This window comes from Acidovorax sp. CCYZU-2555, from assembly GCF_018413525.1.
GTDB lineage: Bacteria > Pseudomonadota > Gammaproteobacteria > Burkholderiales > Burkholderiaceae_C > Comamonas.
In genome coordinates this window covers 1-19,292 of the sequence record NZ_JAHCDD010000062.1, presented here as the reverse complement: position 1 = coordinate 19,292, position 19,292 = coordinate 1, and the positions used below count along the sequence as shown (strand labels likewise).

The window sequence follows — 19,292 nt, the reverse complement described above, 5'->3', positions numbered from 1 at the left end:
ATCGGCGGTTGGAAGACAGAAAGAGAGGGCGAGCGGCGCGCCGGCGTGCGCGGCGCGGGGCAGCACGCATGATACTGGCCTGGGGCCTGGATTGGTGTTGCAGTGCAGCATGCCCGGAGTGGGCATGGGTGTGTCATCGAGGTAACAGTTCGTGCCAAACTCGCGGCCATGGTTGGCATGCCGCCAGCTCTCCCTTGATTGATCGTCGCCATGCTGTCCGTTCTGCTGGTTACTTCGCCGTTTTTCGCGTTGGTGCTGTGTGGCTTTGTTGCCACCCGGCGCGGCATTCTGCCGCTGTCGGCGATCGCGGGACTCAACAGCTTCGTGCTGTATTTCGCGCTGCCCTGCATGCTCTACCGCTTCGGCGCGCGCACGCCGATCGCGCAATTGCTCGATCCGGCCGTGGCCGGCGTCTATCTGGTCAGCGCCCTGGTGCTGGTCGGTGCGGTGGTGGCGCTCACGCGCCGGCGCCTGGGCTGGAACGACGCGGCGTTCGGCGCGCTGGTCGCGGCTTTTCCCAATACCGGCTTCATGGGCGTGCCGCTGCTCGTGGCCTTGCTCGGCGCGCACAGCGCGGGCCCAGTGATATTGACCATGGCGCTCGACATGCTGGTCACCACCTCGCTGTGCATAGCGCTGTCGCGCCTGGGCATGGCAGGAGGCGTGGGAGTGGCGCTGCGCAATGCGCTCAAAGGCATGGCCGCCAACCCCATGCCCTGGGCGATCGCGCTGGGCGCGCTGGCCTCATGGGCCCAATGGACGCTGCCCCAGCCCGTGGAGCAGACGCTGGCCATGCTGGGCGACGCGGCCTCGCCCGTGGCGCTGTTCACCATAGGCGCGGTGCTCGCGCGCTCGCAGATGAACGCCCACGAGCGCGTGCCGGCGCGCGACTATGTGCCCGTGGCGCTGGCCAAGCTGATTGCCCACCCGCTGCTGGTGTGGCTCGCGGGCCGCGCGGCAATCGCGCTGGGCGTGCCGCTGTCGGAGCAGGCGCTGGTGGTGCTGGTGCTGCTGGCGGCGCTGCCCAGCGCCAGCAACGTGGCGCTGCTGACCGAACGCTTCGGCGCCCACGGCGGGCGCGTGGCGCGCATCATCCTGGTCAGCACGGCGCTGGCCTTTGTGACCTTCTCGGGCGCCGTGGCGTTGATGACGGGAGGTTAATACTCCCAGAAGATGCGCTGCAGTTCGCGTGTGTCCTTGGTCTGCGTCAGCGCCACGGCCGCGAGCAGCCTGGCTTTTTGCGGGTTCAGGTCATGCGCCACGACCCAGTCGTACTTGTCGTCGGGCTGCTCGGCATTGCGCAGCACGAAGCCGCCGGGAATGCGCGAGCTGCGGATGATGACCACGCCCTTGCTGCGCAGGTCGGTGAGGCGCGGCACGATGCGGTCGGCGACCGAACCATTGCCCGTGCCCGCGTGGATGATGGCCTGCACGCCGGCCGCTCCCAGCGCGTCGATCGCCGTGCTCGGCACATTGCCGTAGCTGTAGACGATGTCCACGGCCGACAGCGTGGTGATGCGCTCGATGCTGAACTCGCTGTTGCGCGTGTGGCGCTTGACGGGTGCGCGGAACCAGTAGGTCTTGCCTTCGACCACCATGCCCAGCGGGCCCCAGGCGCTGGCGAAGGCGCTGGTCTTGATGTTGGTGAGCTTGGCGACGTCGCGCGCGGTGTGGATCTCGTCGGCCATGCTGACCAGCACGCCCTTGCCCACGGAGTCAGGGCTGGCGGCCACGCTCACGGCGCCCAGCAGGTTGAGCGCGCCGTCGGCCGACAGCGAAGTGCCCGGACGCATGGAGCCGACCAGCACGATGGGTTTGTCGGTCTGCACCACGAGGTTCAGGAAGAAACCGGTTTCTTCCAGCGTGTCGGTGCCGTGGGTGATGACGACGCCTTGCACGTCGGGCTGGCGCACCAGCTCCTGCACCCGCCGGGCCAGCGTCAGCAACTGCTGGTTGGTGAAGCTTTCGGAAGCGATCTGGAACACCTGCTCGCCCGTGACGCGAGCCACCTTGCCCAGTTCGGGCAGGCCGATCAGCAACTGCTCCACCGGCACCTTGGCCGCCTGGTAGGTTGCGCTGCTTGCCGCCGAAGCGCCCGCGCCCGCAATGGTGCCGCCCGTGGCGAGCACCACGACATGCGGCAGGGCCGACGTGGTCACGGCAGCGGCGGGGGCGCTGGCGGCAGGTGCCGCGGCCGGCATCGCGGCCATGCTGTCGCGTGGCGGGGCGGTCGTACACGCGGCAAGGGCCAGGGCGCCGGCGCATACCGCCAGACGCCAAAGGGAAGGGGTGGAAGCAGTCATAGTTATTGGCTCCAGCACAGGGTGGTGCGCGCCGCGGGGTCCCGCGGAACGTCAGCCGCTGACAATGCACTGCCGCCCACGCCTTGGCAAGAGCAGACCCCAGTAACAAAATGCCCTTGACAGTTCCCTGTCAGATCGCCAAGGGGTCTACATCGACCAGCCAACGCACCAAAGGTCGGTGCTGGGGCTGGGCGCGCAGCTGGTGCAGCAACGGCTGCCAGGCGTGCAGGAAGCGTTGCAGCGCCGTGCGGTCCAGGCTTTCTATCAGCATCTGCGCGCGCTCGACGTTGGCCACGCGCTGGATGGTCATGGGAATCGGCGGGAACAGGAATACGTCGTCCAGCCCCGGCAGCTGGGCGTCGCGCGCGGCCTGGCTCGCAGCCAGCAGGAAGGCCTGGGCGTCTTCCTGGGTGCGGGCGTCGGCGCGCACCAGCGCCTGGTAGGCAAACGGCGGCATGCCCGCGTCCGCGCGTTCCTGCAGCTGCTGCGCGGCGAACGCCGGATAGTCGTGGGTGCGCAGCGCGTTGAACACCGCGTGCTGCGGGTCGCGCGTCTGTATCCACATTTCGGCACGGCTGCCGCTGGCCTGCAGATAGTCGGCGTCGCGCCCGGCGCGGCCCGCGGCTTGCATCAGCAGGCAGAACAGCCGCTCGGCGGCGCGGTAATCGTTGGAGAACAGCGCGTTGTCGGGCTGCACGGCCGCGACCAGCGTGATGCGGCGGAAATCGTGGCCCTTGGCGACCATCTGCGTGCCCACGAGCACATCGATGTCGCCCGCATGCATCTGCGCGAGCTGCTCCTCGAGCGCGCCCTTGGCCTTGGTGGTGTCGGCATCTATGCGCGCCACGCGCGCCGGTTCATGGTCGGGCCGCTGCACATTGCGCAGCAGGCGCGCGAGTTCTTCCTCGAGCTGCTCCGTGCCCTTGCCCAGCGGCAGGATGTCGGGGTTGCCGCAGCTGGGACAGGCATGCGGCACGCGCTGCGTGAAGCCGCAGTGGTGGCAGCGCAGCGTGCGGTCGCCCTTGTGGAACACCTGGTGGGCGCTGCAATGCGGGCAGTCGCTTTTCCATTCGCAGTCGGCGCAATAGAGCACGGGGGCGAAGCCGCGGCGGTTGAGCAGCACCAGGCTTTGCTCGCCGCGCTGCACGCGCTCGGTGATCGCCGCGAGCAGCGGCGGCGAGAACACCGCGCGCCTGGGCTGCTGGGTCATGTCGACCAGCCGCACCTTGGGCAGGGCCGCCGAACCGATGCGGCTGGGCATGTGCAGGCGCAGATAGCGCCCGCCCGGGTCCTGCTCGCTGGCCGGGCGGCTCGCGTGCCAGCTCTCGAACGACGGCGTGGCGCTGCCCAGGATGACCTGCGCTCCCTGGGCACGCGCGCGCCAGATCGCCAGGTCGCGCGCCGAGTAGCGCGCGCCTTCCTGCTGCTTGTAGCTCGCGTCGTGTTCTTCGTCGACGACGATGACCTTGAGGCCAGGCAGGCTGGCAAACACCGCCATGCGCGTGCCGAGCACGATGCGCGCCTGGCCCGTGTGTGCCGCGAGCCAGCTCTTGAGGCGCTGCGGGCCGGTCATGCCGCTGTGCATGCTGACCACGGCCGACGCGCCGTACTGCGGCGCGAAGCGCTCGACAAAGCGCGCTTCGAGCTGGGGCGTGAGGTTGATCTCGGGCACCATCACCAGCGCCTGGGCCGTGGGGTCGGCGTCGAGCGCGGCCTGCACGCAGCGCAGATAGACCTCGGTCTTGCCGCTGCCCGTGCTGCCGTAAAGCAGGAAAGGACGGGCCGCGGCGGCGCTCTGCGCAATCTGCGCCACCACCTGCTCCTGCTCGGAGCTCAAGGCCACGAGCGCGGGCGCCACGCCCGGGGCGGGCGCCGCGGGCGCGGTCTTGGGCGGCTTGAGGCGCCGTGCGAGCTGCTCGGCCGTGAGTTCGCGCAGCTGCGGCGGCAGCGCGGCCATGGCGATTTCGCCGATGCTGCGCTGGTAGTAGCGCGCGGCGAACGCCACCAGCCGGCGCCAGGCGTCGGGCAAGGGCGCAATGCCTTCGAGCACGCCGGTCACGGGCCGCAGCTGCAAGGTCGATTCCGCTGCGGGCGGGTCTTCGGCCGCGGCCGGGTCGTCCCAGACCACGCCCAGCATGTCGCGCTTGCCCAGCGGCACGCGCACCAGCGTTCCCGGCGCCAGACGCGTGCTGGCCGCGTAGGTCAGCAGGTGACCGACGGCGCTGTGGGCCGGCATCTGCAGGGCAATCTGGACGGGAAACTGGGCGGTCATTGCGGCGGGTAAAAGGAAGGCAGAAAGCGCTCGGTTAGGAAATCAGCGGATTCCCTGCTTTTCAGCGATTTTCTGTGGATAACTTTGTGGGAATTGTCAGGGCTTGTGCAGGCAGGAAAGCTTTTGCGGTGTTCGGTGTCGCTTTTTTCGTTTTGTGGCCGGCACGGCTTCTCTTTATAAAACAAGGGCTTGCATGGGGGCTGCAACACCTGTGACGGTGGCATGACAGCCTCCCTGGCGGCTTTTTCGATCGCCCGCTGATGTGCATAAGTCGGAATGCGGGTTGGTGTCAAGCGCCTGAAATCCACTAGTTTTCGGGCCAAACCCTGAGCGTTTCGCAGAAAAAAACGAGAAACCAGCCGCAAGTCCTTGATTTCAGAGTTTATTTGCTAATTTCTGAAGTTTCTGTGGATAACTTTGTGCACAAGCGCCGGGGTTGAAACCGCCCGCTTGCGCAATTTCTTGCCGGACGCTGTAGGAGAGTTCAGCGGCTGTTGGGGAATATTGTTTTAAATCAACGACTTGCGTGTTTTCTTCAAGGGTTTCAAGGCATCCGTGCCGCAGCCGTTGCACCACAAGCGCCTGCACCAGGCTGCCCCATCGCTGTGCATAACTGATGACGGCTCAAGGTGGGCGCTCGCTCACCCTGGCCTGCACTGCAAGCCTCAAGCGCTTCGCCCGGCGCCGCCGCGGCGAAGCGCAAATCGGTCAGTTTTGGCGCAGCGCGCGCGAGTGGCTGTGCACCGTTTCGACGAGCGCGGCCACATGTTCGGGCGGCGTGAACTGGCTGATGCCGTGGCCCAGGTTGAAGATATGCGTGGGGCCGGTGGTGCTGCGGTCGGTATGCGGCTTGCCAAAGCTGTCGAGCACGGCGCGCGCCTGGGCCGCGACCTGCTCGGGCGGGGCGAACAGCACGTTGGGATCGATATTGCCCTGCAAGGCCTTGCCCGGGCCGCCGACGTCGCCGCCGACAATCGCGCGCGCCTTGCCCAGATTGGCTGTCCAGTCCAGGCCCAGCACTTCGCAGTCCATGTCCTTCATTTCGGGCAGCCAGATGCCGCCGCCCTTGGTGAAGACGATGCGCGGCACGTCGGTGCCGTCCACGCCCGTGCGTTTGAGCTGGGACAGCACGCGGCGCGTGTAGGCCAGGCTGAACTCCTGGAAGCAGCCATCGGCGAGCACGCCGCCCCAGCTGTCGAAAATCATCACGGCCTGGGCGCCGGCGTCGATCTGCGCATTGAGATAGGCCGCCACGCTGTCGGCGTTGACGCGCAGGATGCGGTGCATCAGGTCGGGGCGCGCATACATCAGGCTCTTGACCAGGCGGTAGTCGGCGCTGCCCTGGCCTTCGACCATGTAGCAGGCCAGCGTCCAGGGGCTGCCCGAGAAGCCGATCAGCGGCACGCGGCCGTTGAGCGCGCGGCGGATCGACGTCACGGCGTTGAACACGTAGCTGAGCTTGTCCATGTCGGGCACGGCGAGTTCGGCCACGGCGGCCTCGTCGCGCACCACCTTGGCAAAGCGCGGGCCTTCACCGGCCTCGAAGCTCAGGCCCAGGCCCATGGCGTCGGGAATGGTCAGGATGTCGCTGAACAGGATCGCGGCATCGAGTGGAAAGCGCTCCAGCGGCTGCAGCGTGACTTCAGTCGCATAGTCGACGTTGGTCGCCAGACCCATGAAGCTGCCGGCCTGGGCGCGCGTGGCCTTGTATTCAGGCAGGTAGCGACCCGCCTGGCGCATCAGCCACAGCGGGGTGTAATCGGTGGCCTGGCGACGGCAGGCGCGCAGGAAAGTGTCGTTTTGGAGGGGGGCAAAAGACATGGTGCTCACTCACAAAGGGGGCTGGGCCGGGCCGGATGCTGGGCCCGCAAGGGGCCAGCCGGCGGCCATGGACGGCGCCTGCGCCAGGCCGGTTTCGGGTCTGGTCAAGCGGTCAATGGTTGGGTCGGACAATCAGGGAGTTTAACGGATCGCGCATGTCGCACGCTGGCCCTGGGGCACGCATGCGCGCAGGCGTTTGTCTTTGCGCGCAGGCACAATGGACTTTTTTGCGCCGGATTTCCGGTGCGCTGCCTGACGTTGGAAATGTTTGTGCATCTGCCTGAAACGCTCGCCATACCTGCTTTCCAGAGCTTCACGCTTGCCATCCTGCTGTTTTTCGTCGGGCAGAAGGTGAGCCAGCAATCGGCGCTGTTGCGCCGCTACAGCATTCCCGAGCCGGTGGTCGGAGGCTTTCTGTGCGCCTGCGTGGTTGGGGCTGCCTATATGGTGCTGGGCCTGCGCATTGAATTCGACCTCGGCGTGCGCGACATGCTGCTGCTGTATTTCTTCGCCGGCATCGGGCTCAAGTCGGATCTGCGCACGCTGCGCGAGGGCGGCAAGCCTGTGGTGTGGCTGCTGGGCCTGTCCTCGGGTTTCATCGTGCTGCAGAACCTGCTGGGCATGGGCGTGGCCGGCGTGTTCGGTCTCGATCCGCGCGCCGGACTGATGACCGGCTCGATCTCGCTGACCGGCGGCATAGGCACCACCCTGGCCTGGGGGCCGGACTTTGTCGAGCGCCTGGGCATTGCCAACGCCGTCGAGCTGGGCATGGCCAGCAACATGGTGGGGCTGATCGTGGCCTGCACCATTGGCGGCCCGGTGGCCAGCTACCTGATGCGCCGCCACCGGCTGATCGGCGGCGTGGGCGCGCTCGATGTCGGCGTGACGGCAGAGCACAGCCCGCCGCTGGACTATATGGGCGTGCTGCGCGCGCTGCTGTGGCTCAACCTGGCGCTGCTGCTGGGCGAAGTGATCACCCCGCTGTTCCACGAAATCGGTCTGCAGTTGCCGATGTTTGTCGGCTGCCTGATGTCCGGCATGTTGCTGCGCAACCTGCTGGGCCGCTGGCTGGTCGGCGGCAACGGCGATACCCAGCATTGGCAGGGCATACGCCAGGGCCTGGCGTTGATTTCGGATATCTGCCTGGGGCTGTTCCTGACCATGGCGCTGATGGGCTTGCAGCTGTGGATGCTCGACGGCGTGATGGGCTTTGTGCTCAGCGTGCTCGTGCTGCAGGTGCTGCTTACCGTGGCGTTCACCGTCTGGGTGGTATTCCGCTGCATGGGCAGCGACTACGAAGCGGCCGTGATCTGCTCGGGCTTTGGCGGCATCGCGCTGGGCTCCACGGCCACGGCCATGGCCAACATGACCGCGGTGACCCACAGCCATGGCGCTGCCCACCGCGCGTTCATCGTCGTGCCGCTGGTCTGCGGGTTCTTTGTCGATATCGTCAATGCGCTGGTTATTCAATGGTTGGCGAGATGAGAGGGGGGCGCAACGCCTCCCTTTCCCTTGTTTTGCCGTTTCCATTCGCTTTGAGCGAGCCTGCGCGCCCTCAACCACCGTTCGCCCTTAGCCTGTCGAAGGGCGGGCATCCCCCTCGACACGCAACTGTCACCGCTCCATCACGCCCCTGTCACATCGCGCGCCAACAATGCATAGCGTGAGCCGGGGCTGAAAAAAAGGGGAGTGACGCGGTCACCCGTCACCCACCCGATCCCCCCCGGTATCACGCCAATTCAACGCTGCGCGTCGGGGAGAATGTATGGACGAGAACCTGCAAGCCATGCCGATCGGAGACTGGGCATCGATGCCCGTCTACCAGCCCCGGGCGCTGCCCGCCCTGCTGCGGCCTCCTGTGGAGACCAGGCCTCCCGCGCGTCTGCTGGTGCAGTGGGCGCGCCACCAGGACGAAGTGCGCGAAGCCCAGCGCCTGCGCCACCAGGTGTTCGTACAGGAGATGGGCGCACGCCTGCCCACCGAACTCGCGGGCCACGATATAGATCACTTCGACGCCTATTGCGAACACCTGCTGGTGCGCGATCCGGTGAGCCAGGCCGTGGTCGGCACCTACCGTCTGCTGACGCCGGCCGAAGCGCGGCGCGCGGGCGGCCTCTACTCAGACACTGAATTCGACCTCGCCCCCATAGAGGAATGGCGCCCGCGCCTGGTCGAGCTGGGCCGCAGCTGCGTGCATGCCGAATGGCGCAACGGCGCGACGATCATCGCCCTGTGGGGCGCGCTGGCCGAGTTCATGCAGCGCAACCGGCTCGAAGCCATGCTGGGCTGCGCGAGCATGCCCATGTATCACCCCGGCCTGGCCTACGGTGAAGGCGCGGCCAGCATCTGGCAACAGCTGCGCACCCGCTACCTGGCCGAGCCCGCGATGCAGGTCAAGCCCTATACCGCCTTGCCGTTGCCGGCCGAAGGCCGCGGCACGCCGGCCGCAGCCAATGTGCAGCCGCCGGCCCTGATCCAGGGCTATCTGCGCATGGGCGCGAAAGTGCTGGGGGCTCCGGCCTGGGACCCGGACTTCCAGACTGCCGACCTGCCGCTGATGGCGCGCATCGCCGACCTGCCCGCGCGCTACCGGCGCCAGCACGGCTGAAGCCGCTTCACTCGTCGGGCGTTTCGTCGGGCTGCGTGAACAGCAGGCCCAGCGCCGACAGGCTCAGCAGGAAGATCACGAACATATAGAGCGCGGTCGCGAGCGACAGGCTGATGGTGAACACCCATTGCCAGGTGTTGCAGATATTGCCCGTGCCGTACATCGCATGGCATTGCTCCACATGCGGCATGTGCACGTACCAGGTCACGGCCCAGAGCGTGAGCGCGCCGACCAGCAGCACGCCCTGCCAGCCGTTGCGCAGCGACAGCAGGGACAGCAGCGCGATCGAGACGGCCGTGCCCCAGACCAGCATCAGCGACCAGCTCACGGCCGGCGAGCGCGCGAGCAGATCCTGGAACCAGGCGATCTTGGGCAACTGGTCGAAGACATCCAGCAGATTCCAGACCGCGGGCACGACCGCGCCCGCTATTGCCAGGCAGGCGACCAGCAGCGCCAGCAGCCCGTAGCGCCAGCGGCGCGGCAGCAGGTGTTTGTCCGGGTGCGAATGGCGATCGTCGCTGTGGGGGGAATGGTGGCGCAGTGTAGCGGTCATGGCAAACCTCCTGAAGGTCGACGCCGGTACGCCTGGACTGCGACTCCGGCGCGCTGCAAGAAGGTGCAGCGTGCGTTCAGTCTAGGCCGATCAAACGGCCTGTGTTTGTAGGTTTACGCTGACGCTGCTTCCCGGTACGGGGAGCGCGCCCATGCCGGAAAGGGTAAATCCCTAGAGCGCCTGCAAGGCACCATGCACTTCGGCGGGCGACAGCAGCTCGGTCATGACATGCGGCGGCTTGCCCGGCGCATACAGCACGTAGACCGGCACGCCGCTGCGGCCCAGCGCGGCCAGCGCCTGCGTGATCGCCGGGTCGCGCCGTGTCCAGTCGGCGCGCAGCAGCGTGACGCCGCGCGCGGCGAAATCGGCGCGCACGTCGTCGCGGTTGAGCGTGGTGTGCTTGTTGACCTGGCAGGTCACGCACCAGGCCGCGGTGAAGTCGACGAACACCGGCGTGCCCGCGGCCGTGAGGCTGCTCACGCGTTCGGCCGACCAGGGTTGCCACTCGGCAGCGCTGGCGCTGGCCGTGGGCGCGCTCTCGGCGGCCGCGGCACGCGTGATGTGCGGGCCCACGGCGCTGCCCAGCCACAGCGTGGCCAGCAGCAGGCTGCTGCCCAGCAGCCAGCGGGTCTTGCCGCCCAGCGTCAACGCCCAGACCAGCGCGCTGAGCGCGACCAGCAGCACCAGCAGCGCGCCCGCGCCGTCGATGCCGCTTTGCTGGCCCAGCACCCAGACCAGCCAGGCAACGGTGGCGAACATGGGGAACGCCATGGCGCGGCGGAACGTTTCCATCCAGGCGCCGGGGCGCGGCAGCCAGCGCACCAGCGCGGGCAGGAAGCTCGCCAGCACATAGGGCAGGGCCATGCCCACGCCCAGCGCGGCGAACACCGTCAGCGCCTGGGCCGCGGGCATGTCGATCGCCAGGCCCAGCGAAGCGCCCATGAACGGCGCGGTGCAGGGCGAGGCGATGGCCACGGCCAGCACGCCCGAAAGAAACGCTTCGCCCGCGGGGTTGCGCACCTGGGCGCTGGCCCAGCGCTGGGGCAGCATGCGGCCGAACTCGAACATGCCGGCAAGGTTCAGCCCCAGCAGCGTGAACAGCACGGCCATGGCCGCGACCAGGCCAGGCGACTGCAGCTGAAAGCCCCAGCCCAGTTGCTGGCCGGCCGCGCGCAGCGCGAGCAGCAGGCCGCCCAGCGCCAGGAATGACAACAGCACGCCCGCGCCATACGCCAGGCCGCCGATGCGCAGCGCGCGCCGGTCCTGGCCGTGGCGCGCGAAGCCGACGATCTTGATCGCCAGCACCGGGAACACGCAGGGCATGAGATTGAGGATCAGCCCGCCGACCAGTCCGCCCAGCAGCGCCATCCAGAAGCCGGAAGTGCCCGATGCGGGCGGCGCGGCCGCGGGCTGCTGTGCATTGGCGGCCAGCGCCGCGGCGAGCGCGGGCGAAACGCCGGCGACGGGCGCGCTGTCCCAGCGGCCCTCGACCGCGGCCACGGTGCGCCAGGCGACCGGGCCGTCAGTGGCTGCGGCCACGGGTGCGAGCACGAACGGCAATTCCTTGGGCGTTTCACCGCGCATCGCCGACAGCGGCCAGTCGGCGGTCCAGACCGCGCCGTCCCAGGCCTGGGTCCAGCCGCTGCCGGCAATGGCCGCGTGCTCCAGCACTTCGGGCGTTTCGGGGAACAGCGTGAGTTCCTTGCCCTGCAGCGACGCAGGCAGGCCCGCGATGCGCACCTGCAGTCGCGCGCCGTCGACCTTGGCCGTGCTCTGGCCCGCCAGCGCCGTGGGCTGGTTCGCCTGGGCCGCGGCGAATGCCTGGGCGTGCATCGCGATGGCGCCGCGCACCGGCAGCTGCAGCGTGAAGTCGCCTTCCTCCGGAATGCACTCGACGCGGCACACCAGCCAGCTCGCGTGCAGGCGCAGGGTCACGGTGTCGCCGGCCGGGGCCTTGAAGTCGGCGGCGACCTTGAACGGCACGGGCAGCAGCAACTGGCCTTCATAGCCATAGTTGACCAGCGGGCCGACGCGAATCGCTTCGGGCAGCGGCCAGTCGATTTCACCGGCTTCGAGGCCTGCGGGCAGCTGCCATTGCAGCTGCGTGGGCAGGCCCGAGTCGCCGGCGTTCTTCCAGTAGGTGTGCCACTCGGGCTGATGCGTGATCTGCAGGCCCAGCCACAGCGGCTGGCCGGGCGTGACGCCGTCTGGCGCATGGGCGACCAGCTCCGCGCGCACGCGCGGCGTGGTGACGACCGCGCCCCCGGACGCCTGGCTGCTGCCTAGCAATTGAATCTGGGCGAAGCTGCTTGGCGCTGCTCCGAGCGTGAGCAGGGCCAGGACAAGCAGCCAGGCTGCGGCCCAGGGCCGGGAGGAGGAGAGGCGGTAGGTCATGTTCGCAAGGTGGGAGCCCGGCGGAGGCGGTTTGGTTCCGCAACAGGCTTGAGGGATGGTAGCGCGCCGCGCATCAGCGTGCCGTCGCAAGCCTGTCGTCGGACTGCGAGCAGACAGGCGACGGCGGCAGGCCGCCGACTTCGGCCGGCGTGGCGAGCGGGTCTGCGGCCGGCGTGAGCATGCGCGCCTTGCGCCAGCCGCCCCAGCGGTAATAGCCCAGCGACAGCAGCATCGCGCAGGCCGCGCTGACCGGGAAACTCCACCAGATCGCGTCCACGCCCAGGATGGGCTGCAGCCACTGCGCGAACGGCACGCGCACGCCCCACAGCGCCAGCGCCAGGATCACCAGCGGCGCGACCACGGCGCCCGTGGAGCGCACCACGCCCGAAATCACGAAAGTCACGCCGAAGAACAGGAACGAGCCTATGGCGATATGGTTGAGGTGGCGCGCGGTTTCCAGCGCCGCGCTGCCGTCGGGCAGGAAAAGCGACAGCACCTGGCGGTCGGCGGCGACCGCCAGCGCGATCAGCGTGCCGGTCATCAGCACATTGCACAGCACGCCCGCGCGCGCCGTTGCGTCGACACGCTTCCACAGCCCCGCGCCCACGTTCTGCGCTGCCATCGACGAACACGCCGCGCCTATGGCCATCGCGGGCATCTGCACATAGGTCCAGAGCTGCAGCGACGCACCATAGGCCGACGACAGCTGCACGCCATGGCTGTTGACCATGCCCATCAGCATCAGCATGGACATCGAGATCAGCACCATCTGCGCGCCCATGGGCAGGCCCTTGACGATCAGCGCGCGCAGGATGCGACCGTCGGGCACGAACAGGTGCAGCTCGGCCGAACCTATCCACAGCGGATGCGCGCGCCAGCGCAGCCAGGCGAGCAGCGCCGCAAAGCCTATGCTGTGCGCGACCAGTGTCGCCATGGACGAGCCGGCAATGCCCATGGCCGGCACCGGCCCCCAGCCGAAGATGAACAGCGGGTTGAGCGCGGTGTCGAGCAGCACCACCAGCAGCAGGAAATAGAACGGCGTGCGCGTGTCGCCCGCGCCGCGCATCACGGCCGACACGAAAGTGAACAGATAGAGCAGCGGAATCGCGAGAAAGATCACGCGCAGATAAGCCACGGCCAGCGGCTGCGCTTCGGGCGGCGTGCCCAGCAGCGCCAGGATATGGCCGGAAAACTGCCAGCCCAGCACCGAAATGCCTATCGAGGCCGCGCCGAACAGCGTGGCGCTGGTGCCTATGACGCGCTTGGCCTGGGGCAGGTTGCGCGCGCCCATGGCCTGGGCGACCAGGATGGTCGCGGCCATGCCTATGCCGAACATCAGTCCGATCAGCGCGAACAGCAGGTTGTTGGCATTGGCCGTGGCGGTGATCGCGGCCTCGCCCAGGTAGTGCCCGACCCAGATCGCATTGATCGAGCCGTTGAGCGATTGCAGCACGTTGCCGGCGAGGATGGGAAGCGAAAAGACCAGCAGGGTCTTGCCGATCGGGCCTTGGGTAAGGTCACGGGTAGTGGATGCCATGGCGCATTGTGCGTGGTTCGGTCGCGGTCCGCTGTCAGCCATCTGCACTACCATGGCGAACATGTCTGCGACCTCTTCTGCATCCCCGCCCCGCTGGCCTTCGCGCTGGTGGGCCCAGGCGTCCGCGCGCGACTTCGCGCTGGCGCAAACCAACGGGCTCGCGGCCGATACCGTGGCGCTGCTGCCGGTCGCGGCCGTCGAGCAGCATGGGCCGCACCTGCCGCTGTCGGTCGATGCGACACTGGCCCAGGGCGTGCTCGACGCCGCGCTGGCGCTGCTGCCGCCCGAACTGCCGCTGCTGTGCCTGCCGCCGCAGAACATAGGCCTGAGCATGGAGCACCAGGCCTACGCCGGCACGCTGACGCTGGAGCCCGCGACGCTGATCGCGCTGTGGAGCGAAATCGGCGCCTGCGTGGCGCGCGCGGGCGTGCGCAAGCTGTTGCTGTTCAACGGCCATGGCGGCCAGGTCAGCGCCATGGACATCGTCGCGCGCGAACTGCGCGTCAAGCACCGGCTGCTGGTCTACAGCACGAGCTGGTTCGGGCTCGCGGGCGATGCGGCCAACCAGCAGTTCTGCGCGCACGAACACCGCTTCGGCATTCACGGCGGCGAAGTCGAGACTTCGATGATGCTGCATCTCGCGCCGGGCACGGTCGACATGGTGCAGGCGCGCAATTTCGCCTCCACGTCGGAAGACCGTTCAAAGCAGTACGCGCTGCTGGGCAATGGCCGCAGCGCCAAGATGGGCTGGGCGATACAGGACTACAACCCCGCGGGCGCGGTAGGCAACGCCGCGGCCGCGACCGCCGAGCGCGGCCAGGCCATGGTCGAGGCTTCGGCAAGGGGGCTGGTGCAACTGCTGCAGGAGATCCATGCGCTGCCCGCGTCGACGCTGGTCGACGAAGCCAAGCCTTATTAGGGATTGACGCCCGCGAGGTGGATTTCGCTCACCTGCCAATGGTGCAGGCATTCGCGCAACACCAGCAGCGCCGCGGCCCAGACCGGGTCCTGCGGCAGCAGCGCATCGGCCGGGCCGGCGCGCTGCGCCTGGCGCGCGAGGCGTTCGAACAACTGCTCCACGGCGTCGCGCGTGAGCACTTTGTCGGCCGTCGCGACACGCGCGATGTCGTGCAGCAGCGCATCGTGCGTCTGCAGCCGCACGGGCCGCGGCAGCCAGGGCCCGGCGGGCATGATCGCGTCCTCGACTTCCTCTATGCCTTGCTCCAGCGCCAGCGCATCGGGCATCTTTCCCTTGAAGCGGTACTGGGCCAGCGTGTGCAGGCCCAGCGGCAGGTCGTGGCGCTCGTCGTCGGAGAGCGCGAGCCAGCCCTGCACGGCGCCCAGATGCAGGGTCACGCAGGGTGGGACGGCATTCGTGGTGGAAGTGGCGGTCATGCCACTTTGTACAACATGTGGTTCAGGCGTGGGTTGCCCAATCGCGGTGGGCGTCGCTGTCGAGGTGATTGAGCGTATTGAACGTCTGCAGCATGAGCCGCCGCGGGCTGATGCTGAACTCGGTCACGGCGCTGTTGCGAATGCGCATATTGAGCGCGATCGTCGCTTCGGGCGAGGTGCCCAGCACCTGGCCCACGGCCGCCGAGATCGGGCCGCCGCTGCTGACCAGCAGCACGTTCTGGCCGGAATGCTGCTGGCGCACCTGTTCGAGCGCGCCGTGCACGCCCGCCGAGAAGTCGTCCCAGCTGGGCATGCCCTTGGGGCTGATCACGCCGGCCATCCACTGCGCGAGCGCGTCGCACAGCAGGCGGAAATGCTGGCGATACAGTTCGGGCGTGTCGGGCCGGGGCAGGGGCTGCGGGTGGATTGCCGTGAGCAGCGCATGGCTGTCGTATTCGTTGAGGCCGGGCAGGGCGGTGACCGGCGCGGTCAAGCCTTCGAGGCCTTCGCCTATGCCGTCCAGCGTCTGGCGGTGGCGGCGCAGCGTGCCGACCAGCACCGCATCGAACACCATGCCGCGCTCGCGCCAATACTCGCCCAGGCGCCGCGCCTGATCGTGGCCGCGCGCGCTGAGCTGGTCGTAATCATCGGCACCAAACGAGGCCTGGCCATGGCGCACAAGGTAGAGGGTTCCCATGGGCGCGATTGTGGGCAGGGCGCGCGGCGGCGCAAGTCACGCAAGCGACGGGGCGCACGCCCGCTGTCACTTGCGGGACCGGGCGTTACAGCAGCACCGAACCCTGGATGCAGCCCACGGTATGTCCGCCTATCCAGAGCTGGCCCTGGTCGTCGGCATTGACATGCACCCAGCCGTCGCGGCCCAGGCAGCTGCCCTGGTTGGCGACATAGGGCGCCTGCAGCCGGCCTTCGGCGATCAGCCACTGCGCGAAGCCGGCGTTGAGGCTGCCCGTGACCGGGTCCTCGTTGACGCCCGTGGCCGCGGCAAAGGCGCGCACTTCGAGCTGTACCGCGGGCCTTGCGGGCGCCGCGGTGGAGGCAAACGCGCGTGCTTCGCGGCTGGAGCGCCGCACCAGCGCCGGGCCGCTGTCGTCTTCGGCTGGATAGAGCGCGGCGACGCCGACTTTCTGGCGCAGCGCCTTGAGGCGCGCGTGGTCGGGGTCCAGCGCGAGCACGGTGTCGGGGCTGTCGAGCAGCAGGCCCAGCCACTGGGTGCCGTTGTCGAGCTGCTGGGCCGCGAGCACCTGCCCGGGCGCGAGCGCCAGCGCCTGGCACACGGCGGCGAGCAAGTCGGGCGCGGGTGCGCTGCGTTCCAGCGAGGGCGCGGAAAATGCCAGTGCGCCGTCGCGGCGGGCAATCGTCACCAGCCCCTTCTTGCACTCCTGCACGATATGCTGCGCCGACTGCGGCTGGCCGCCATGGGCCAGCCACGCGTGGCAGCTGCCCAGCGTCGGGTGGCCCGCAAACGCGAGTTCGCCGCCGGGCGTGAAGATGCGCAGCTGGTAGTCGGCGCCTTGCGCGCGCGCGCCCGCGGTGGGCGGCAGCACGAACGTGGTTTCCGACAGCTGGGTCCAGGACGCGAACGCCTGCATGGCGGCGTCGTCCAGACCTTCGCCGTCGAGCACCACGGCCACCGGATTGCCGCGCAGCGCGACCTGCGTGAACACGTCGACCTGCGCGAAAGCGCGAGTGCGCGGCGCCGGCATTACGCTTTGAGCGTTGCGCGGATGGCGTCGGCCAGCGCGGCGATGGCGGTGTTGATCTCGTCGCTCGACGCGGTCACATAGGACAGGCGCAGCGTGCGCGGATCGGCATGCTCGGCGTAGAACGGCGCGCCGGGCACGAAGGCCACGTGGCGTTCGACGGCCGCGGCCAGCAGTGTCTGGGCGACCATGCCTTCGGGCAGCGTGACCCACAGGAACATGCCGCCGACGGGGCGGGTCCACTTGACGTCGAGACCTTCCATTTCACGCGTCAGCGCGGTCAGCATGGTGTCGCGCTGCGCCTTGTAGAGCGTGCGGATGGTCGGCACATGGCGGTCGAGGAAGCCGTCCTTGATGACTTCGGCGACCACGCGCTGGTTGAAGCCGGGCGTGTGCAGATCGGCGGCCTGCTTGGCCTGCAGGAACTTGGGGTACACGTCCAGCGGCGCGACCAGGTAGCCCAGGCGCAGGCCGGGAGCCAGCACCTTGGAGAACGAGCCCATGTAGATCACGCCTTCGGGATTGCGCGCGGCCAGCGGCAGCGGTGGCTCTTCTTCGAACCACAGGTCGCCGTAGGGGTTGTCTTCGATCAGCGGAATGTTGAGTTCGGCGGCCTTGGCGACCAGCGCCGCGCGGCGCGCTTCGCTCATGGTGCGGCCCGTGGGGTTCTGGAAGTTGGGCAGCACATAGGCCAGGCGGGCCTTGTCGGCGCCGGTGCCGGCCTGGGCGACGAAGTCGTCGATCAGGATGCCTTCGTCATCGCTGGCCACGCTCACGGCAATCGGCTCCTGCGGCGCAAAGGCCTGCAGCGCGCCGAGGTAGGTGGGCGTCTCGACCAGCATGCGGCTGTCCTTGTCGAGGAAGACCTTGCCGATCAGGTCCAGTGCCTGTTGCGAACCCGTGGTGATCAGCACCTGGTCGGGATTGACGTCCCAGGGCAGCAGATCGGCCACGGCCTGGCGCAGCGGCGCGAAGCCTTCGCTGGTCGAGTACTGCAGCGCGGTCGCGCCGTCGCGGGCCATGACCGTGGCGCAGGCTTCGGTGAAGGCGCTCAGCGGAAACGCCTTGGGCGAAGGCAAGCCGCCGGCCAGGCTGATGATGCCGGGTCGGTCTGTGAGCTTGAGGATTTCGCGGATTGCAGAAGGATTCATCTTGGCCGCACGCGCTGCCAGGGTCCAATTCGTCATAACTATCTCTCTGTCTTTGCTAAAACCGGCATTCGGAAATGCGATTGGGATCGGGGCACGCCGTCGTGGGGCATGTGCTGGCGAGGGGGCGAAGCGTCGGGCTCGGCGTAAATGTCCGCGCTGGCGCACCAGCAATGCACCCATTTTGTCGCCTGCGGGGCCCATCGCGTGCAAAACCGAAAAAATGGCAACAGGCGCGGCTATGGCAATTTTGGTGCACAGGGGGGCGAACGGCGCTCAAGCGGTCACCATCCAGGCCGCGGTCAGCAGCAAAAGCAGGGCCATCAGGCGGTTGAACCACAGCAGGCGCCGGCCATGGGCCAGCCAGCCGCGCAGCAGCGCGCCTATGCAGGCATACAGCAGATTGCTGGTCAGCGCGAAGAACGCCATGACCGGCAGCGCCACGGCCAGCCGCTGCCAGGCATCGGCATGGCCGGCGACCCAGCCCGCGACCACGGTCAGCATCAGCAGCCAGGCCTTGATGTTCACGAACTGCAGGCCCACGCCTTGCCAGAACTGCACTGCGAGGCCGCCGCCCTGCGCCTGCGCGAGCTGGCCCGAGCGGCTCAGGCGCAGCGCCAGCCACAGCAGATAACCTATGCCCAGCGCCTTGATCGCCCAGCGCAGCGCCGGCACGGCCAGCACCAGCGCGCCCACGCCCGCGGCGGTGAGCAGCAGCAGCAGGCACCAGCCGAAAGGCACGGCACAGACGAAACGCAGGCTGGGCCGCAGTCCATGGTTGGCGGCCAGCGTGGTGGCGAGCGTGGTGTTCGGCCCGGGGCTGAAGCTCATGGCGGCGGCCAGCACCAGCAGGGCAGTGAATTCGACAGCGGGCATGGGCGCGTGGGCAGGGGGAGAAAAGTAGGCAGTGGATGCCACTGTATGCGCAATGCGGCATCCGCCCTAGAGTGTTTTCACGCAAGCCGCGCGCTCCCATCCCGAGCCCTGGTTGTTCACCCTTCGACGGGCTCAGGGCGAACGGGGATGGCTCAGCGTGGTTCCGCGCGCATCGGGCGTACGGACTCGCAGCCGTCGCGCAGCATGCGCAGCAGGTTGCGGTTGACGCTTTCGAGTTCCATCTCGTGCGTCTGGCACAGCGCGCGGATGGCGGCGCCGTCGGGCGTTTCGAGCGCCTGGGCCAGCGCCAGGCTGGGCGCGTAGGGGCCGGTCTTGCCGATGATCGCCTGGTAGATGCGATCGGACAGCGGCAGGCGGCGCAGGCTGCCGGCCAGCGGCTCGCCCAGCAGCAGATCGAGCTGCGAGAACATGCCGCACAAATAGACTTCGCGCTGCAGTTCGTGGCCCATGCCGGCCTCGACCAGGCGTTCCGTGAGCTGGCCGCGCATCACCATCGCGGCGCGCACCGGCTGCAGATCGGGTTCGGTGTCGGCATGCGGCAGCTGGTCGGCGAGCCAGCGCTGCAGCGTGCCGTAGCCCAGCATCACCAGGCCGCGGCGCAGCGAATCGACGCCGGTGCGCAGGCCCAGTGCGGCCGAGTTGG

Annotated in this window: 18 protein-coding genes; 4 read left to right on the top strand and 14 right to left on the bottom strand. The window is 68.4% G+C overall.

The genetic code is table 11. The annotated features are described in order from the left end of the window. Nucleotides 1-210 precede the first annotated feature (210 nt). Nucleotides 211-1,161, top strand: a complete 951-nt coding sequence (locus KHY18_RS19550) for an AEC family transporter (RefSeq protein WP_213303722.1) — start codon at nucleotides 211-213, stop codon at nucleotides 1,159-1,161. Here the strand turns inward: KHY18_RS19550 and KHY18_RS19545 are convergent. The 5 genes from KHY18_RS19545 to hemE all read right to left on the bottom strand — a co-directional run bounded on the left by KHY18_RS19545 (nucleotide 1,158) and on the right by hemE (nucleotide 6,396). Further along, nucleotides 1,158-2,201 carry an asparaginase gene (locus KHY18_RS19545; protein ID WP_502769294.1) on the bottom strand — a complete coding sequence of 348 codons (1,044 nt, stop codon included), beginning with the start codon at nucleotides 2,199-2,201 and terminating at the stop codon, nucleotides 1,158-1,160. The two genes, KHY18_RS19550 and KHY18_RS19545, sit on opposite strands and share 4 nt — an antisense overlap. A gap of 232 nt (nucleotides 2,202-2,433) precedes the next feature. Continuing rightward, nucleotides 2,434-4,575, bottom strand: coding sequence for a replication restart helicase PriA (priA, locus tag KHY18_RS19540; RefSeq protein WP_213303719.1), 2,142 nt, complete (start codon nucleotides 4,573-4,575; stop codon nucleotides 2,434-2,436). Beyond that, entirely contained in the window at nucleotides 4,572-4,868 is a 297-nt protein-coding gene (locus tag KHY18_RS19535; RefSeq protein WP_213303716.1) for a hypothetical protein, read from the bottom strand. Before KHY18_RS19535 ends, priA begins: the two co-directional genes overlap by 4 nt. 82 nt (nucleotides 4,869-4,950) lie before the next feature. Then, nucleotides 4,951-5,163, bottom strand: a complete 213-nt coding sequence (locus KHY18_RS19530) for a hypothetical protein (protein ID WP_213303713.1) — start codon at nucleotides 5,161-5,163, stop codon at nucleotides 4,951-4,953. A 120-nt stretch (nucleotides 5,164-5,283) separates the two neighbouring features. Next, nucleotides 5,284-6,396: a uroporphyrinogen decarboxylase gene (gene hemE / locus KHY18_RS19525; RefSeq protein ID WP_213303710.1), complete on the bottom strand. Its 1,113-nt coding sequence runs from the start codon at nucleotides 6,394-6,396 to the stop codon at nucleotides 5,284-5,286. 270 nt (nucleotides 6,397-6,666) lie between these two features. On the opposite strand from hemE, the gene gltS reads away from it, so the two are divergent. Next, the gene (gene gltS / locus KHY18_RS19520; RefSeq protein ID WP_349630318.1) at nucleotides 6,667-7,881 is read left to right on the top strand and encodes a sodium/glutamate symporter; all 1,215 of its coding nucleotides are present in this window, start codon (nucleotides 6,667-6,669) and stop codon (nucleotides 7,879-7,881) included. A 280-nt stretch (nucleotides 7,882-8,161) separates the two neighbouring features. After that, nucleotides 8,162-9,004, top strand: a complete 843-nt coding sequence (locus KHY18_RS19515) for a GNAT family N-acetyltransferase (protein ID WP_213303704.1) — start codon at nucleotides 8,162-8,164, stop codon at nucleotides 9,002-9,004. Between the two features lie 7 nt (nucleotides 9,005-9,011). On the opposite strand, the gene KHY18_RS19510 is transcribed toward KHY18_RS19515, so the two are convergent. The 3 genes from KHY18_RS19510 to KHY18_RS19500 all read right to left on the bottom strand — a co-directional run bounded on the left by KHY18_RS19510 (nucleotide 9,012) and on the right by KHY18_RS19500 (nucleotide 13,488). Next, a complete protein-coding gene (locus KHY18_RS19510) occupies nucleotides 9,012-9,557 on the bottom strand; it encodes a hypothetical protein (protein ID WP_213303701.1) in 546 nt (181 codons plus the stop codon). 171 nt (nucleotides 9,558-9,728) lie between these two features. After that, the gene (locus tag KHY18_RS19505; protein WP_213303698.1) at nucleotides 9,729-11,951 is read right to left on the bottom strand and encodes a protein-disulfide reductase DsbD family protein; all 2,223 of its coding nucleotides are present in this window, start codon (nucleotides 11,949-11,951) and stop codon (nucleotides 9,729-9,731) included. A 73-nt stretch (nucleotides 11,952-12,024) separates the two neighbouring features. Beyond that, the gene (locus tag KHY18_RS19500; protein WP_249729244.1) at nucleotides 12,025-13,488 is read right to left on the bottom strand and encodes an MATE family efflux transporter; all 1,464 of its coding nucleotides are present in this window, start codon (nucleotides 13,486-13,488) and stop codon (nucleotides 12,025-12,027) included. Between the two features lie 61 nt (nucleotides 13,489-13,549). Between KHY18_RS19500 and KHY18_RS19495 the strand changes: the two genes are divergently transcribed. Continuing rightward, nucleotides 13,550-14,407, top strand: coding sequence for a creatininase family protein (locus KHY18_RS19495; RefSeq protein WP_213303695.1), 858 nt, complete (start codon nucleotides 13,550-13,552; stop codon nucleotides 14,405-14,407). Here the strand turns inward: KHY18_RS19495 and KHY18_RS19490 are convergent. The 6 genes from KHY18_RS19490 to KHY18_RS19465 all read right to left on the bottom strand — a co-directional run. After that, nucleotides 14,404-14,883, bottom strand: coding sequence for a hypothetical protein (locus tag KHY18_RS19490; RefSeq protein ID WP_249729243.1), 480 nt, complete (start codon nucleotides 14,881-14,883; stop codon nucleotides 14,404-14,406). The two genes, KHY18_RS19495 and KHY18_RS19490, sit on opposite strands and share 4 nt — an antisense overlap. Nucleotides 14,884-14,905: 22 nt before the next feature. Continuing rightward, entirely contained in the window at nucleotides 14,906-15,580 is a 675-nt protein-coding gene (locus KHY18_RS19485; protein WP_213303692.1) for a histidine phosphatase family protein, read from the bottom strand. Between the two features lie 85 nt (nucleotides 15,581-15,665). After that, nucleotides 15,666-16,607: a PhzF family phenazine biosynthesis protein gene (locus tag KHY18_RS19480; RefSeq protein WP_213303688.1), complete on the bottom strand. Its 942-nt coding sequence runs from the start codon at nucleotides 16,605-16,607 to the stop codon at nucleotides 15,666-15,668. Beyond that, nucleotides 16,607-17,791: an aminotransferase-like domain-containing protein gene (locus KHY18_RS19475; RefSeq protein WP_213303685.1), complete on the bottom strand. Its 1,185-nt coding sequence runs from the start codon at nucleotides 17,789-17,791 to the stop codon at nucleotides 16,607-16,609. The genes KHY18_RS19480 and KHY18_RS19475 overlap by 1 nt, the downstream gene beginning before the upstream one ends. Nucleotides 17,792-18,028: 237 nt before the next feature. Next, nucleotides 18,029-18,628, bottom strand: coding sequence for a LysE family translocator (locus tag KHY18_RS19470; protein WP_213303682.1), 600 nt, complete (start codon nucleotides 18,626-18,628; stop codon nucleotides 18,029-18,031). A 152-nt stretch (nucleotides 18,629-18,780) separates the two neighbouring features. Then, a partial coding sequence (locus KHY18_RS19465; RefSeq protein WP_502769251.1) for a YuxH family protein occupies nucleotides 18,781-19,292 on the bottom strand: 512 nt, incomplete at its 5' end.